The sequence below is a fragment of the Curtobacterium sp. LFS084 genome (genome assembly GCF_047977705.1).
GTDB lineage: Bacteria > Actinomycetota > Actinomycetes > Actinomycetales > Microbacteriaceae > Curtobacterium.
On the sequence record NZ_JBFPFM010000020.1, the window covers coordinates 20,933 to 36,344 of the forward strand.

17 protein-coding genes are annotated in these 15,412 nt (G+C 72.9%); 6 read left to right on the forward strand and 11 right to left on the reverse strand.

Translation table 11 applies throughout. The annotated features are described in order from the left end of the window. Nucleotides 1-3 precede the first annotated feature (3 nt). Nucleotides 4-1,047 carry an L-glyceraldehyde 3-phosphate reductase gene (mgrA, locus tag ACNQOV_RS11550; RefSeq protein WP_402262359.1) on the reverse strand — a complete coding sequence of 348 codons (1,044 nt, stop codon included), beginning with the start codon at nucleotides 1,045-1,047 and terminating at the stop codon, nucleotides 4-6. Nucleotides 1,048-1,324: 277 nt separating this feature from the next. Beyond that, nucleotides 1,325-3,721, reverse strand: coding sequence for an ATP-binding cassette domain-containing protein (locus ACNQOV_RS11555; protein WP_416394585.1), 2,397 nt, complete (start codon nucleotides 3,719-3,721; stop codon nucleotides 1,325-1,327). Between the two features lie 170 nt (nucleotides 3,722-3,891). Here ACNQOV_RS11555 and ACNQOV_RS11560 point away from each other — a divergent pair, with 170 nt between their 5' ends. After that, on the forward strand, nucleotides 3,892-4,311 hold the full coding sequence (locus ACNQOV_RS11560) for a VOC family protein (RefSeq protein WP_022906496.1): 420 nt from the start codon (nucleotides 3,892-3,894) through the stop codon (nucleotides 4,309-4,311). Here the strand turns inward: ACNQOV_RS11560 and ACNQOV_RS11565 are convergent. Beyond that, nucleotides 4,292-5,239, reverse strand: a complete 948-nt coding sequence (locus ACNQOV_RS11565; protein ID WP_416394586.1) for a methyltransferase family protein — start codon at nucleotides 5,237-5,239, stop codon at nucleotides 4,292-4,294. The genes ACNQOV_RS11560 and ACNQOV_RS11565 overlap by 20 nt on opposite strands. A 152-nt stretch (nucleotides 5,240-5,391) precedes the next feature. On the opposite strand from ACNQOV_RS11565, the gene ACNQOV_RS11570 reads away from it, so the two are divergent. Continuing rightward, entirely contained in the window at nucleotides 5,392-6,159 is a 768-nt protein-coding gene (locus ACNQOV_RS11570) for an acyltransferase (RefSeq protein WP_416394587.1), read from the forward strand. A gap of 3 nt (nucleotides 6,160-6,162) precedes the next feature. Here the strand turns inward: ACNQOV_RS11570 and ACNQOV_RS11575 are convergent, their stop codons facing one another. Beyond that, the gene (locus tag ACNQOV_RS11575) at nucleotides 6,163-6,300 is read right to left on the reverse strand and encodes a hypothetical protein (protein ID WP_187290475.1); all 138 of its coding nucleotides are present in this window, start codon (nucleotides 6,298-6,300) and stop codon (nucleotides 6,163-6,165) included. Nucleotides 6,301-6,394: 94 nt separating this feature from the next. Further along, a complete protein-coding gene (locus ACNQOV_RS11580; RefSeq protein ID WP_022906491.1) occupies nucleotides 6,395-7,294 on the reverse strand; it encodes an SDR family oxidoreductase in 900 nt (299 codons plus the stop codon). 84 nt (nucleotides 7,295-7,378) lie between these two features. Here ACNQOV_RS11580 and ACNQOV_RS11585 point away from each other — a divergent pair, with 84 nt between their 5' ends. Genes ACNQOV_RS11585 through ACNQOV_RS11595 form a run of 3 tightly spaced genes read left to right on the forward strand, consistent with a single transcriptional unit; the run spans nucleotide 7,379 to nucleotide 8,235 of the window. Continuing rightward, complete coding sequence (locus tag ACNQOV_RS11585; protein WP_031261847.1) at nucleotides 7,379-7,714, forward strand: DUF3140 domain-containing protein; 336 nt, start codon at nucleotides 7,379-7,381, stop codon at nucleotides 7,712-7,714. Between the two features lie 25 nt (nucleotides 7,715-7,739). Beyond that, the gene (locus tag ACNQOV_RS11590) at nucleotides 7,740-7,994 is read left to right on the forward strand and encodes a DUF7218 family protein (RefSeq protein ID WP_031261845.1); all 255 of its coding nucleotides are present in this window, start codon (nucleotides 7,740-7,742) and stop codon (nucleotides 7,992-7,994) included. A 22-nt stretch (nucleotides 7,995-8,016) separates the two neighbouring features. Beyond that, nucleotides 8,017-8,235, forward strand: a complete 219-nt coding sequence (locus ACNQOV_RS11595; protein ID WP_022906489.1) for a hypothetical protein — start codon at nucleotides 8,017-8,019, stop codon at nucleotides 8,233-8,235. Between the two features lie 49 nt (nucleotides 8,236-8,284). On the opposite strand, the gene ACNQOV_RS11600 is transcribed toward ACNQOV_RS11595, so the two are convergent. From ACNQOV_RS11600 to ACNQOV_RS11610, 3 genes are all read right to left on the reverse strand, one after another. After that, on the reverse strand, nucleotides 8,285-9,118 hold the full coding sequence (locus tag ACNQOV_RS11600; RefSeq protein WP_416394588.1) for a family 16 glycosylhydrolase: 834 nt from the start codon (nucleotides 9,116-9,118) through the stop codon (nucleotides 8,285-8,287). Between the two features lie 110 nt (nucleotides 9,119-9,228). Continuing rightward, nucleotides 9,229-10,539, reverse strand: a complete 1,311-nt coding sequence (locus ACNQOV_RS11605; protein WP_416394589.1) for a PP2C family protein-serine/threonine phosphatase — start codon at nucleotides 10,537-10,539, stop codon at nucleotides 9,229-9,231. A gap of 61 nt (nucleotides 10,540-10,600) precedes the next feature. Beyond that, a complete protein-coding gene (locus ACNQOV_RS11610; protein ID WP_402262381.1) occupies nucleotides 10,601-10,861 on the reverse strand; it encodes a hypothetical protein in 261 nt (86 codons plus the stop codon). Nucleotides 10,862-10,963: 102 nt separating this feature from the next. Here ACNQOV_RS11610 and ACNQOV_RS11615 point away from each other — a divergent pair, with 102 nt between their 5' ends. Then, entirely contained in the window at nucleotides 10,964-11,926 is a 963-nt protein-coding gene (locus ACNQOV_RS11615; RefSeq protein ID WP_416394590.1) for an SDR family NAD(P)-dependent oxidoreductase, read from the forward strand. Between the two features lie 79 nt (nucleotides 11,927-12,005). On the opposite strand, the gene ACNQOV_RS11620 is transcribed toward ACNQOV_RS11615, so the two are convergent. Genes ACNQOV_RS11620 through ACNQOV_RS11630 form a run of 3 tightly spaced genes read right to left on the reverse strand, consistent with a single transcriptional unit; the run spans nucleotide 12,006 to nucleotide 15,404 of the window. After that, a complete protein-coding gene (locus ACNQOV_RS11620) occupies nucleotides 12,006-13,364 on the reverse strand; it encodes a glycoside hydrolase family 125 protein (protein ID WP_416394591.1) in 1,359 nt (452 codons plus the stop codon). Beyond that, entirely contained in the window at nucleotides 13,361-14,392 is a 1,032-nt protein-coding gene (locus ACNQOV_RS11625) for a Gfo/Idh/MocA family protein (protein WP_416394592.1), read from the reverse strand. Before ACNQOV_RS11625 ends, ACNQOV_RS11620 begins: the two co-directional genes overlap by 4 nt. Before the next feature lie 31 nt (nucleotides 14,393-14,423). Beyond that, nucleotides 14,424-15,404: a Gfo/Idh/MocA family protein gene (locus ACNQOV_RS11630; protein WP_416394593.1), complete on the reverse strand. Its 981-nt coding sequence runs from the start codon at nucleotides 15,402-15,404 to the stop codon at nucleotides 14,424-14,426. Between the last annotated feature and the right edge of the window lie 8 nt (nucleotides 15,405-15,412).

The following is a 15,412-nucleotide window of genomic DNA, read 5'->3' on the forward strand; positions in this document are numbered from 1 at the left end:
GGGTCAGGAGACCTGACCGGCGCGCGCACCGGCCCACAGGTCGACGTCGGTGATGCCGACGGAGTGCTCGTCGATGGTGCGGAGCTCCTCGTCGGTGAAGGACGTGTTCGCCAGCGCCGCGACGTTGTCCTCGATCTGGGACACGCGCGAGGCGCCGATCACGAGCGACGTGACCCGCTCGTCGCGGAGCGCCCAGGCGAGCGCGAGCTGCGCGAGGGACTGGCCGCGGGCGGCGGCGACGTCGTTCAGGGCGCGGAGGTGGCCGACGACCTCCGGGGTGATGCTCGACGCGTCGAGGGACTTGCCGGCGGCGGCGCGCGAGTCCTCGGGCACGCCGTCGAGGTACTTGCCCGTCAGGAGCCCCTGCGCGAGTGCGGTGAACCCGATGACGCCGAAGCCGAGCTCGCTCGCGGCGTCGAGCAGCCCCTCGGTCTCGATCCAGCGGTTCAGCATCGAGTACGAGGGCTGGTGGATGAGCAGCGGCGTGCCGAGGTCGCGCAGGATCGCGGCGGCCTGGCGGCTGCGCTCGGCGTCGTACGAGGAGATGCCGACGTAGAGCGCCTTGCCCTGCTGGACGGCGGTGTGCAGCGCGCCCATGGTCTCCTCGAGCGGGGTGGAGGCGTCGAGGCGGTGCGAGTAGAAGACGTCCACGTAGTCGAGGCCGGTGCGCTGCAGCGACTGGTCGAGCGAGGCGAGCACGTACTTGCGGGAGCCGCCGCCCTGGCCGTACGGGCCGGGCCACATGTCCCAGCCGGCCTTGGTCGACACGATCATCTCGTCGCGGTACGGACGGAAGTCCTCGCGCATGAGCCGGCCGAAGTTGAGCTCGGCGGCACCGTACGGCGGGCCGTAGTTGTTCGCGAGGTCGTGGTGCGTGATGCCGAGGTCGAAGGCGCGGCGGCTGATCGCGCGCTGCGTCTCGAAGGGGACGTCGTCGCCGAAGTTGTGCCAGTAGCCGAGCGAGAGCAGCGGCAGGTCGAGGCCGGAGTTCCCGGTGCGGCGGTAGGTCATGGTGTCGTAGCGGTCGCCGCTGGCGGTGTAGGTCATGCCGTCCATCGTGGCAGGACGTGCGGCCCCGTGGCTCAGGACACCGTCCGTACCGTCCGGCGCGTCGCGACCGCGGCCCCCACGACCGCGGTCGCGGACGACCGGACTCCCCACACACCGCTCAGCATGCTCCGGTCCGGCCGCCGGTGCATCCTCCTGAGGGATGAAAAGCTGATGGCCACTCAGTGGCCGGTGCGGGGTGCGAGACCCGCACCGGGTCGGACGGGAGGCGCGGTCCAGCCCCGCACCGCGCCTCCCGTCCGTGAGCAGACCCGGTTCAGAGCCCCAGCTGCGCCCGCAGGTACGGGGCGGTCCGGCTCGCGGCGGACGCCGCGACGGTCGCCGGCGTCCCCGCGGCGACCACCAGGCCGCCCGCGTCCCCACCGTCGGGACCCATGTCGATGACGTGGTCGGCCGCCGCGACGACGTCCATGCTGTGCTCGACGACGACCACGGTGTTGCCGGCGTCGGTGAGCCGGGACAGCTGCTCGGACAGCAGTTCGACGTCGGCCGGGTGCAGCCCGGTCGTGGGTTCGTCGAGCAGGTAGAGCGTGTGGCCGGACCGGGCACGCTGCAGCTCGGTGGCGAGCTTGATGCGCTGCGCCTCGCCGCCGGAGAGCTCCGGCGCGGGCTGCCCGATGCGGAGGTAGCCGAGACCGACCTGCCGGAGGGTCTCGAGTCCGCGCGACGCCGCGGGGATCGCCGCGAGGAAGTCGGCCGCGTCGTCGACCGTCATGCCGAGGACGTCGGCGATGCTCGCGCCGTCCCAGCGGACCTCGAGCGTCTCGGCGTTGTACCGGGCGCCGTGGCACTCCGGGCACGGCGCCCAGCTGCCGGGCAGGAAGAGCAGCTCGACCGAGACGGAGCCCTCGCCCTGGCACACCTCGCAGCGACCGCCGGCGACGTTGAACGAGAACCGTCCGGCGCCCCAGCCGCGCTCGCGCGCGGCATCGGTGGCGGCGAAGGCCTGGCGGACGGCGTCGAACAGGCCCGTGTAGGTGGCGAGGTTCGAGCGGGGCGTGCGGCCGATCGGCTTCTGGTCGACCTGGACGACCCGGGTCACGAGCGGGTGGTCCGCGCCGTGCGTGGCGAGCACACCGCCGACCAGCGAGGACTTCCCGGAACCGCTCACCCCCGTGACCGCGGTGAGGACCCCGAGCGGGACGTCGACGTCGAGACCGTGCAGGTTGTGCAGCGTCACGTCCCGGAGGGCCAGCGTGGCAATCGGTTCCCGCGGTGTGCGGACCGCAGGTGGGCCGGCCGGGTGGAGGAACCGCCTGGTCACCGACTCGTCGACGTGCTGGAGACCGTCCACGGGGCCGCTGTACAGGACGGTGCCGCCGCCGGAGCCCGCGCCCGGCCCGACGTCGACGATCCAGTCGGCGCGACGGACGATGCTCATGTCGTGCTCGACCACGAAGACGCTGTTGCCCCCGGCCCGCAGGTCGTCGAGCACCTGCACGAGGGACTCGGCGTCGGCGGGGTGCAGCCCGGCGCTCGGTTCGTCGAGCACGTACACGACACCGAACAGCCCGGAACGGAGCTGCGTTGCGATCCGGAGCCGCTGCGTCTCGCCCGGGGACAGCGTCGGCGTCGACCGGGCGAGCGCGAGGTACCCGAGGCCGAGACCGACGAGGACGTCGAGACGCCTGACGAGGTCCCCGGCGATGGCGACGGCCACCTCGGAGTGCTCGCCCGACGTCGCCCGCGACGTCGCCGCCGACGGGTCCGTGATCGCCGCGATCGGACGCAGCACGTCGGCGAGCGCGGTGATCGGCAGCGCGCCCAGCTCGGCGATGCTGTGCCCGCCGATCGTGACGGCGAGGGCGGCCCGGGTGAGGCCGGTGCCGCCGCACAGGCCGCAGGGCCCGGACTCGACGTACTGCAGGGCCTTCGTGCGCTGGGTCTCGCTCTGCGAGTCGGCGAGGGTGTGCAGCACGAACTGCCGCGCGCTCCAGAACCGGCCGCGGTAGGGCTTGGCGACCCGGTCCCGCTTCGGGTGCACCTCGACCACCGGCTGCTCCTCGGTGAAGAGCAGCCAGTCGCGGTCGGCGCGGGGGAGTTCCCGCCACGGCCGGTCGATGTCGTAGCCGAGCACGGCCGTCACGTCGCGGAGGTTCTTGCCCTGCCAGGCGCCCGGCCACGCGGTGATCGCGCCGTCGCGGATGCTGAGCGAGTCGTCGTGGACCGCGGACGCCTCGGTGACCTCGTGCGCGGTGCCGAGGCCGTGGCAGCGGGGACAGGCGCCGGCGGCGGTGTTCGGTGAGAACGAGTCCGACTCGAGCCGGTCGGCACCCGGAGGGTACGTGCCGGCGCGGGAGAACAGCATGCGCACCGAGTTCGACAGCGTGGTGAGCGTGCCGACGGTTGAGCGGGCGCTGGGGGCACCGCGGCGCTGCTGCAGGGCCACGGCCGGGGGCAGCCCCGTGATCGACTCGACGTGCGGGGTGGAGCCCTGCGCGATGAGGCGTCGGGCGTACGGGGCGACGGACTCGAGGAAGCGGCGCTGTGCCTCGGCGAACACGGTGCCGAACGCGAGGCTCGACTTGCCGGAGCCGGAGACGCCGGTGAAGGCGACGATGCGGTCGCGGGGGATGTCGACGTCCACGTCCCGCAGGTTGTGCTCGCGGGCGCCGCGGACGCGGATGAACTCGTCGGGGCGGGGGTCGGGCATCCTCACGATGCTAGGCGGGTGCGGCTGGGTGCTCGTGCGGCCGGGTGCTGCTGCGGGCCGGCCGGGGTGCTTCCGCAGGCCGCCCGTGGGGTTCCGTGCGGACGGCCGGTCTGGGACGATCGACGCGACACGGACGACGGCGCCCGTGCACCACCTGCGAGGAGTCCACCATGTCCGTCCGGCTCAACCCGTACATCGGCCTCCGCGACCAGGCCCGCGACGCGCTCGACTTCTACCACGGGGTCTTCGGCGGCGAACTCACCGTCTCGACGTTCGGCGAGGCCGGCATGGCGCAGGACCCCGCCGACGCCGACAAGGTCATGCACGGGCAGCTCGAGGGCGAGAACGGCCTGCTGCTCATGGCCTCCGACACTCCGACCGGCATGGAGGGCCCGGACGTCAGCAACATCTCGGTGTCCCTCAGCGGCGACGACGAGGAAGCCCTGACCCGCTACTGGAACGGTCTCGCCGACGGTGCGCGGACCGTCATCGAGCCCCTCACGAAGGCCCCGTGGGGCGACACGTTCGGCATGGTGACCGACCGCTTCGGGGTCACCTGGCTCGTGAACATCAGCGGCGCGGCGGGCTGATCGCGTCCGCGGGGGCGCTCGCCGGGACCGGTCGGCGCGGCACCCAGCACCGAACGCGCGCGGCGTAGCGACGGAAGTCGTCACCGAACCGGTGCTCGAGGTCGGCCTCCTCGAGCGGCCGGACGACCCAGTTCCAGACGACGGCGCCGGCGAGCGCGTACGCGACGACCATCCACGAGGTGAGCAGGAGGCCGACGGCGACGCCCTGGGCGATGCCGGCGAGCGCCATGGGGTTCCGCACGGAACGGTAGGGGCCGGCGATCACGAGCCGGTTCGGCATCGCGGACGGCAGCGGGGTCCCGGCGCCCTGCGTGGACATGGCCGCGGCGGACGCGATGCCGAGCGCGCTCGCGGCGACGAGGACGACCGCTCCGGTGACGACCGCGGCGATCACGACCCCGCCGGGGAGCGCCGGGTGGAGTAGCCACCGGTGCTCCGCTGCGGCGATGACGAGTGGCAGCACCCCGAGGAACAGGCCCCAGAACACGGTGATCTGCAGGACGGTGCCGAGGACGTGTCGACGCCGCCCGGCCCGGGGGTCGGCGGTGCGGAACCGGAGCGGACCGGTCGTCGACCACTCGGTGGGGATCCGGCCGAGCGTGACGAGCGCCAGCGCGAGCGCCGATCCCACCGTCGCGCCGAGCATGACGAGCACGCCGACGCCGGCCTCGGTCGTCCAGGTCGCCCAGGCGGCGAGCGCGACCGCGACGAGCGCCGTCCAGACGGTGGCGACGAGGGCTGCCGCACGGACACCGAGGGCCGCGAGGGCGGACGCGACGACGAAGAGCGGCACGTCGACGACGGCGACGAGGGCCGGGTCGAGCGAGCCGAGCGTCGCGGTGCGCACCCCGCCGACGGTCCACACCGCGATCCACCAGGCGGCTCCCGCGATCGACTGGACCGCGAAGTAGCGTCGGCCCCAGGACATGCGAGCACGGTAGCAGTGCGGGAACCGGCGGTCGGACACCGCAAGAATCGCGCAACGCCGCGGCTGCCGCGTTGTCCGTCGTGGCGGGCGCGACCTAGCGTTCCGGCTGTGTGCGAGGACGCACACGTCCACCCGCGAGACCTGGAGGCGGCATGGCCGCACACAGCGAAGCTCCGTCCACGTTCGGCTCACGACTGCGGGACGACGTCATCCACGCACGCGAGTACACGCTCTTCACGCTGCTGCTCGGGTCGCCGTTCCTGCCCCGGGCCCTGCGGCGGGTCATCGGGATCCTCGGCGGCGCGCACCTCGGGTCGAGCCCGGGGCCGCTGTGCTCGATCACGGGCGATCCGCAGAACCTCACGGTCGGCCGCGGCGTCTACTTCAACCGGAACGTCACGATCGAGGCGGTCGCCCCGGTCCGGATCGGCGCGCACTCCGCGATCGGGATGCAGGTGCTCGTGATGACGAGCCACCACGAGATCGGCGAGGACGGTACGTGGAGCGACGAGGCCACGGGACGGCCGGTCGACATCGGCGAGCGGGTCTGGATCGGCGGGCGGGCCGTCGTCCTGCCGGGCACCGTCATCGAGGACGACGTGGTCGTCGCGGCCGGCGCGGTGGTGCGGGGTCGCCTCACCGCGCGCGGGGTGTACGCGGGGGTGCCGGCTCGGCGGATCCGTGAGCTCGGACCGTCCACGGCGCGACCGTCCCGCGACGCCACGGCGGCCGTCGCCCTCGCGGCCGCGGTGGCGGCGTCCGCGACGGAAGCGTCCGCGTCGGCCGGGGGGCCGTCCGACGGGGTGTCCGACGCGACCGCGGCCGGGGGCGGGCTGTCCGACGGGGCGCCCTGGACGAGCGCGGCCGAGCAGGCCCCGTCGTCGGGATCCGCTCGGCCGCCGGTGGCCCCGGGGGTGTGACGCTCAGTCCTGGTGGTTGATCTGGCCCAGCCAGCGCCCGAAGGACGGCGTGCGCTCGTCGTGCAGCGCGGACAGCGTCGTGGCCGGCAGGCAGGTCCGCTGGACGTCGACGGCCGTGCTCTCGTGGAGGTCGTGGCTCATGGGGTGCTCCTTCGCGTTCGGTGCTGGGTGGTACGCCGGGGACACCCGTTCCATTCCCGGTCGTGTCGGTCCCGGCGGGTTCCGGATGGTCTCGTCACGGGGTGACCATGCCGCCGTTGACGTTGAGGGTCTCGCCGGCGACGTAGCTCGACTCGTGCGAGGCGAGGAAGACGTAGGCGGGTGCGAGCTCCGCCGGCTGTGCGGCGCGGCCCATCGGCGACTCGCTCGAGCCGAAGTCGGGCAGCGACTCCGGGTCCACGCCACCGCTCGGCTGCAGGACCGTCCACGTCGGCCCGGGTGCCACGATGTTGACGCGGATGCCGCGCTCGACGAGTGCCTGGGACAGCCCCTTCGACAGGTTGTTGATCGCCCCCTTCGATGCGGCGTAGTCGAGCCGGTCGGGAGCGGGCTTGTAGGCCTCCATCGACGCGGTCGTGGTGATCGTCGATCCGGGGTGCAGGTGGGGGAGCGCCGCGCGGACGACGCGGAACAGCCCGAAGACGTTGACGTCGAACGTCGCCTCGAACTGCTCGTCGGTCAGGTCCTCCACGACCGGCTGCCACCGCTGCTTGCCGGCGACGCTGACGAGGGCGTCGAGCCCACCGAGTCCGGCGACGGCCTGCTCGACGAGCGTCGAGGCGTAGTCCCGGTCGCGCAGGTCGCCCGGCACCGGCACGGCGGTCCGGCCGGCGGCACGGATCTGCTCGATGACGTGGTCCGCGTCCGACTGCTCCTCGGGCAGGTAGGCGAGTGCGACGTCCGCGCCCTCGCGGGCGAAGGCGATGGCGACCGCGCCGCCGATCCCCGAGTCCGCGCCGGTGATGAGCGCCTTCCGGCCGGCGAGCCGGCCGCTCCCGCGGTAGGTCGACTCGCCGAGGTCCGGCACCGGGTCCATGCGGCTCTGGAGGCCCGGCTCGGCTTGCGTCTGCGGCTCCGGTCGGACGTCGGGGTAGCGGGTGCGCGGGTCGGCGGGCTCGTACTGGTCGGTGGGCATGGTGCGGTTCCTCTCATCGGTTCCCACCCAGCGAACCGGACGGCCTCTGGAACCGTTTCCAGGAGTGCGGTGTTCGGTGGTCGGATGAGTGATGACGACCAGCAGACCCGTGCGGACTTCGCCGATGCCGTGAACATGACGGCGTCCGAGCTCCGGAAGTGGCTCGACACGGACGAGTCGAAGCACGTCGGGCAGAAGCCGCCGGGTGGCGGCGAGTCGACCGGGCATGCCAGCGGTCGGCACATCATCCGGATCCTCGAGAAGCACCAGGCGGACTACACGAAGGACGACTACGCGCACATGCGGAAGGTCGTCGGGTACGTCGCCCGGCACGCCGAGCAGCGGCCCGAGGGCGACGTGCACGACACTCCGTGGCGGTACTCGCTCATGAACTGGGGCAACGACCCCGAGAAGCACTGAGACGCCCGGGCGTACGGTGTGCGCCATGCCGAACCAACTCAAGAAGCCGGACATGTACGAGGAGCTCCGCAAGGAGGGCGCCTCGAAGGAGAAGGCGGCGCGGATCAGCAACGCCGCAGCGGCGCGGGGCGAGCACGCGGTCGCGAAGAAGGGCGGGGAGTCCGGCTCCTACGACGACTGGACCGTGGCGGACCTGAAGCGCCGGGCCAAGGAGCTCGGACTCACCGGGTACTCGTCGAAGCGGAAGGCCGAGCTCATCGAGGCGCTCCGGCAGCACTGACCGCATCTGGCACCATGGAGTCGTGAACGAGACGGGCATGCCGCGCTTCCGACGGATCTGGTCGACGGTGCAGGTCGGCGTGCTCGCGGTGGCCGTCGTGTTCTGCATCGTGATGCTCGTGATCGGCCAGGGCAAGCTCGACCGTGTCTACGCCGTCGCCGCGGTGTTCTTCGGCCTCGCGCTGATCGGGCACAGCACGTACCTGTGGCTCATCGCGCGGAACGGGCGCGGTCGACCCTGACGCGCGACGCGCCCAGCGGTGGCCCGGTCCCATCGGCCTCGGACGGCGCTCAGGCGTTGCTGGAGACCCGCACCCAGTCGACGGTCATCTGCTGCGGGAAGCGGGTCGACGCATCGGGCGAGCCGGGCCACGACCCACCGACGGCGACGTTCAGCACGACGAAGAACGGCTTGTCGAACACCCACGGGTTCGTCCCGACGTCCTGTCGGGTCACCGTCCGGTAGGCGGTGCCGTCGACCGTCCAGGTGACGGCGTCGGGGCGCCAGTCGACGCCGAACACGTGGAAGCCGTCGGCGAATGCGGCTCCCGTCGGGTTCCGGTAGGCGGCCGACACGCCCTGCGCGCCGGAGTACCCCGGTCCGTGCACCGTCCCGTGCACCACCGCCGGTTCGTACCCGACGTTCTCCATCACGTCGATCTCACCGCAGGCCGGCCAACCGACCGAACCGATGTCGGCGCCGAGCATCCAGAACGCCGGCCAGATCCCCTGTCCGCGGGGCATCCGGATGCGTGCCTCGATCCGGCCGTACTGCGCCGTCGTGGTGCCCTCGGTCTTGAGCCGTGCCGAGGTGTACGAGCCGTCCGCCTCGCGCCGGGCCGTGATCACGAGGTTGCCCGTTCCGTCGAGGGCCGCGTTGCGCCGCGAGTCCGTGTACGTCTGGAGCTCGCCGTTGCCCCAGCCGCCGGCGCCGAGGTCGAACCGCCAGACGGCGCTGTTCGGCGCACTGCCGGCCGGGCCGTCGAACTCGTCTGCGGCGAGCAGCGTCCCGGCGGCCGCTGCGGCGGGGGCCGACCGTCCGAGGGTGCTCGCGCCGAGCGCCGCGGCGGCCGTGACGGCGATGCCGGAGGTCATGAACCGGCGACGGTCGACCGTGTCGTCCATGTCGTGCTCCCTGGGCGCGGTGGGTGTGCGGTCGTCGGATCATGCCCCATCCGCGCGGGCGCCGCCACCCCTCGCGGTCGATCCGTCCGGTCCGCGCCGAGTCGGAGGTGTCAGGGGCGGTAGGCGACGCAGAGCACCGTGACGTCGTCCGGGTGCTCACCGCGGTGCGCGAGCTCGGCGATCCCGTCGACCAGCTGCTGCGGGTGCGACCGCTCCGCGACCCAGGCCTCGAAGCGGTCGAGCGCGTCGAGGTCGCCACCGAACAGGTCGAGCACGCCGTCGCTCACGCTCACGATGAGGTCACCGGGGGCGAGGTCGGTCGTCTCGCTCGACCACGACGTCCCGACCCCGATCGGCAGGTGGCCGGAGCGGAGTGACCGGACGGACCCGTCGGCACGGCGGAGCAGGGTCAGCCCGTGCCCGGCGTCCACCCAGCGTGCGTGTCCGTCGCGGTCGATCCGCACGTGGAAGCAGGTCGTGAACTGCGCGCTCTCGACGTCCGACGTGCCGGTGGCGAGTCCGGCGGCGGCACGGCGGATCGCGGTGGCCGCGTCCGTCTCGTCGACGGTGCTGCGGACGAGGGAGCGGACGGCGGCGGCGATCATGCCGGCGCCGACGCCCTTGCCCATGACGTCACCGACCGTGAACGCGGCGCCGTCGGGGGTCGGGAACCAGTCGTAGAAGTCGCCGCCGACGGTCTTCGCCGGGATGCACACCCCGATCGCGCGGAGCTCCGGCGGCAGCCCGTCGGTGGACGCGGGCAGGAGCGACTGCTGCACGAGCGCGGCCCGGTCGATCTCGCCCTCCGCCACGCGTCGCCGACGCTGTGCGGTGCTGAGCCGGCGGTCCGCCTGCCGGGAGAGCTCGTTGGTGACGGCCGCGGTCGCCCCGTAGACGATGACCGCGAAGGCCAGTCGGACGAGTTCGCTCGCGCGCGGCTCGGTCATCTCCAGCAGGAACGGCAGCAGCAGTGTGGCGCAGGTCCCGAGGAGCGGGTAGAGCACGTGTCGACGTCCCGGGCGCGCCGCCATCCAGATCACCGGCAGGACCACGACGGCGAGGAAGACCGACCGCGAGTCGCCCGTGCCGTACCGGAGCAGACCGATCGCCACGAAGTCGATCGCGGGCACGACGAGTTCCGCCCGTGCCACGCCGGGCCAGCGCGCCATGACGCCCGCGAGCAGCAGGCCGGCCACGGCGAGCGCGACGCCGGTCCACATCCGTGGCGCGTCGGTGACCGTCAGCCACGGGGTGGTCACGCTCAGGACCGCGGCGACGACGACGAGCGCGGCGACGACGGTCTGCTTCGCGAGGGGTGCCCACGACGAGCGGAGTCCGACGAGCACGATCGGACCGGTGTCCTCTCTCGCGGAGACGGTCCAGGTCCTGGGGGTCGCGGTGGGGCCCGCCGTGCTGGTCATCGTGTCGAGTCAACCGGGTGCAGCTGAGCGGAGCAAGTCTCGACACTCCGGCGCGCCGCGGTCACCCGATCCGGACGGCGAGCGGCACGAGCAGTCCGGCGACCCAGACGAGCACCATCACGAGCGCCCCGATCGCGATGACCTTCCGCCGCCGCCGGAGTCGGGGACTCGGTTCGTCGCCCCACATCTGCGCCCGGACGAGGACGCGGTTCGCCTGCTCGACGACCTTCCGCACCTCGGGGTCGTCCAGCTCCAGCACGCCGTCGCGGGCGTGCTGGGCGATGACGGTCGCCTCGTCGACGGTGAGGTCGTCCTTGCGCATGCGCCCATCGTGACAGCTGCCCCGGGTCAGCGCACGTGGTCGCGCCGCACGGCCACCCGGCCCTGGACGGGGACGGAGCCGCCACCGCGTAGCACTGACCCCATGTCACAACGGTTCCGCGGGAAGATCGTCGTCATCACCGGTGCATCGAGCGGGATCGGGAGGTCGGCGGCACACGCCTTCGCCCGGCAGGGTGCCACGCTCGTCCTCGCCGCCCGGAGCCACGACTCGCTCGAGGCCGCCGCCGCGGAGTGCCGCGCGCTCGGCGCCGAGGCGGTCGCGATCCCGACCGACGTCGCCGACGAGCACCAGGTCGCCGACCTCGTCGCCACGGTCACGTCGCGGTTCGGCCGCATCGACGTGTTCGTCGGCAACGCCGCGCTGTTCGTCTACGGCCTCTTCGAGCAGACCCCGACGGCGGCGTTCAAGCGCGTCGTCGACACGAACCTCTACGGCCACCTCAACGCGATCACGCACCTGCTCCCGCACTGGCGGCAGCGCGGCTCCGGCACGTACGTGCTCGTCGGTTCGATCCAGTCGTTGCTCTCCGCGCCGTACCAGTCGGCGTACGTCACGAGCAAGCACGCCGCGCTCGGCCTGATCGACGTCCTCGGCGACGAGTTCGCGCACACCGGCATCCGGTTCACGACGCTGCTCCCGTCCACGATCGACACCCCGATCTACCAGAACGGCGCCAACTACACCGGGAAGAACTCGCACCCGCTGCCGCCGACCGTCTCGGTGGACCGCGCCGGTCGCGCGGTCGTCCGGGCGGCGGCGCACCCGAAGCGCTACCGGTACGTCGGGCGGGTCCAGGCCTCGCTCGTGCCGCTGCAGTACGGCTTCCCCGGGCTGTTCCACAAGATCACGAAGCCGATGGTCGAGCTGTTCGCGCTCCGCGGGACCGGCGCGCCGACCGACGGCAACCTCTGGACCCCGGCGGACGCCGGCAACGCGACGGACGGCGGCTGGGTCGCGAAGCGGCGTCGCGTCACCCGCCCCCTCCTCGTGCTCGGGGCGGTGGCGGCGGTCGCGACCGCCGCCCTGGGTCGCGCGCGACGGTAGACCGGGGGAGCCGGTCCCCGGGCGCGACGACGTCACGGACGGGAGGCGCGGGGCGGGTCCGACCCGCGCCTCCCGTCCGTCAGGTGGTCACCTTGGCGACGGACGGGGCGCTCGTGATCGACGCGCCGGCGTCCGCGACCGCGGCGAACGCGAGCTCACAGAACATCGCGTCCGCCCACGAGAACCACGGCCGCGAGAACGCCGACGGGTCGTCCACGTCGAAGGACTCGTGCATGCGTCCCGTGCCGGCGTCCGTCCCCAGCAGCACGTCGAGCAGCTCCAGGCGGCGTGACGGCGTGCCGGTGAGGCCCTCGACCGCGAGCGCGATCGGCCACACCCGGTGCGGTTCCGTGTGCGGGCTCCCGATGCCCGCGGCGACCGCACCGCTGAACCAGTAGGGGTTGTCCGGCCCGAGTGCGAACGCCCGGGTCGCGGCGGCGACCGACGGGTCGAGGACGTCCGGCGCGTCGAGCGGCAGGGACAGCAGCGACGGGGTGTTCGCGTCGTCCATCAGGACCACGCCGCCGAGGCCGTCGACCTCGTAGGCGTAGATGCGGGCGTCGGGGTCACGCGGGTGCGGCACGACGCCGTGCTCCGACACCCCGCGGAGGATGCCCTCGCGGAGCGCGGTCGCGTCCGCAGCCAGTGCGTCGTCCGACCAGACGTCAGCGGCGAGGGTTGCCAGGTCGCCCAGCGCCGACGCGGCGTGGAGGTTCTCCGGCACGTTGTACCCATACGTGCAGGCATCGTCCGAGGGGCGGAAGCCGCACCATGTCATGCCGGTCACCGCGACGGGGGTGCCGCGGCCATCGCGGACGAGCGTCTCGGTCGGCTCGGGCACGTCCCGGACGAACCGGTACGGCGAGCGCTCGTGGTCGGTCTCGAGTCGGAGCTGATCGACGATCGTCCGGGCGACCGCGTGGGCCTCGGGGCCGAGGTGGTCGGTGCGGCCGGAGGCGCGGTGGACGGCCGCGGCGAACTGCACCGGGTAGGCGAGGCTGTCGACCTCGTACTTCTGCTCCCACACGGTGGGGTCGTCGCAGAGGTCGCGGTCGTCGTAGTGCGCTCCGGTCGGACCACGGTTGAACGCGTTGGCGTACGGGTCGTGCGCGATGCTGGCGAACTGCCGACGGGCCACCGCGACGAGGACGTCGGCGAGCTCTCGGGCACCGGTGGCGAGCGGCGCGGTCGCCGACGGGCCTGCCGCCTGGACGAGTCGCAGGTACGGGAGCATCTGCGTCGTCGAGTCACGCATCCACATCGCCGGGATGTCGCCGGTGATGACGAACGCGGTGCCGTCGTCCTCGATCGTGATGGTGTGCTCGAGCGTCCGGTGGAGGGCGTCCTCGACCACGTCCCCGGCGCGTTCTCCCACGCTCGACCGGACGGCGTCGGCCGCGGCCCGGACGAGCACGGAGACGCCGTCGCTGACGATCACACCGACACCGGGCGGTCGGCCGTCCGCACCGGCGCGATCGTGCCGGAGCGATCGCCCTCGTAGGCGGCGAGGATCATGCCGAGCACGGCGAGCCCCTCACGCTCGGTGTGGATCGGACGTGTGCCGTCGCGGAGGCACGCGCCGAACGCGGCGATCTCGGCCGAGAACGTGTCGACCTCGTCGAACGTCACGGTCTCGCTGGTGCCGTCGCGGAGGTCCCACCGGAGCGTCGTCCCGTCGCTGGTCAACGACCCGGCCTCGCCGACGACGCTGAACCGCTCCGTCCCGGCGGCCGGCTCGTACGCCCAGCTCGTGACGAGCTGTCCGACCGCGCCGTTGTCGAAGCGGAAGAGGCACTGCGCGGAGTCCTCGCCCTCCATGAACGCCAGACGGTGGGTGGAGAGCACCGCGGTCGCCGACACCGGGACGCCGCCCGCGAGGTGCATGAGCAGGTAGCTCGGGTGGTAGCCGGTGTCGATGAGCTCGCCGCCGCCGCTCGTCGAAGCATGTGCGCGCCAACCCATGTTCGACGGGTCGAACTCGTTCCGGAACGAGTCGGTCGTGCGGACCTCGTACACGGTGCCGAGTGCGCCGCCGTCGATGAGCTCCTTCGCCTTCGCGACCGCGGGCATGAAGAGCTGGTTGTGGGCGCACATGAGTGTGACACCGGCCTCGCGGACGGCGGCTTCGACGTCGGCGGCCTCCTCGGGCGTGAGGCAGAGCGGCTTCTCGCAGAGGACGTGCTTGCCGGCCCGGGCAGCGGCGACGATCGCGTCGCGGTGCAGGTGGTGCGGCAGGCAGATGTCCACGGCGTCGATGTCCGCCAGGTCGAGCATCTCGCGGTAGTCGGTGAACGACGGCACGCCGAGTTCGGTGCCGCGGGCCTCGGCGGTCGCGGGGACGGCGTCGGCGACGGCGCCGATCGTGATGGTCTCGGCGTGCTCGCGGTAGCCGTTGATGTGGAACGTGGCGATGCCGCCGCCGCCGATGAGGCCGACGCGGATCGGGGTGGTCAGGGTCGTGGTCATGCGTGTTCTCCGGTTGGTGGTGTCGTGCGGGTCAGGCGGGCACGGGTGTCGCGGCCGCGGCGTTGGCTGCGGCGACGAGCCGGGTGAGTTCGATCGCGCGCGCCAGGTTGTCGTCAGCCCGGGTGCCGTCCTGGGCGTGCGCCACCCATCGTGCGAAGGCGTCGGGGGCGTCGTCCGGTACCGGCAGTTCGACGGTCTCGCCGCCGTACGCGGGTCCACCGGCGGTGAGGCGGTTGCCGTCGTCGGTGTACGACACCCGTCCGGTGGTGCCGAACAGGTCGATCGTGAACGGCGTCGCGGCGACGAACCCGGCCTCGATGACGCCGATCGCCTGCGAGGCGTAGCCGACCGTGACGACCGCGTGGTCCTCGACCGCGCGGCCGGTGACCGAGCGGTACACGGCTTCCACCGTCTCCGGTGCGGCGCCGAGGAACAGCTGCGTCAGGTACACCGGGTGGCAGCCGAGGTCGGTCAGGGCTCCGCCGATCGCCGTCGCCGGGTCGAAGAACCGCTCGGGCAGCCACGGGACGATCGCGCCGTCGTGCGACAGCCGCACTCGGGCCGAGGTGAGCTCGCCGAGGCGGCCGCTCGCGATCTCGTCCGTGATCGCCCGCGTGTACCCGTGGTACAGCCGGGGGAGCGACACGACGAGAGCGACGCCGGCGTCGTCGCAGGCGCGCACGATCGCCTCGCTCTCCTCGACGGTCGGTGCGAGCAGCTTCTCGGTGAAGACGTGCTTACCGGCACGGGCCGCGCGGGTGATGACGTCGTGGTGCACGTCGGTCGAGGTGGTGATCGTCACGGCGTCGACGTCGTCCCGGGCGAGGAGCGCGTCGAGGTCGTCGGTGTACGGCACGCCGAAACGCTCAGCTCCCTCGCGGCCGCGGGGCTCGTCGTCGTCCCAGACGGCGACGAGTTCAGTGTCGGGGTGGTCGACGGCCTGCTGGGCGTAGTCGCCGGCGTGGACGTGCCAGAAGCCGAGGACGGCGACACGGATCGGGGCGGTGGGCATGGGGAGGG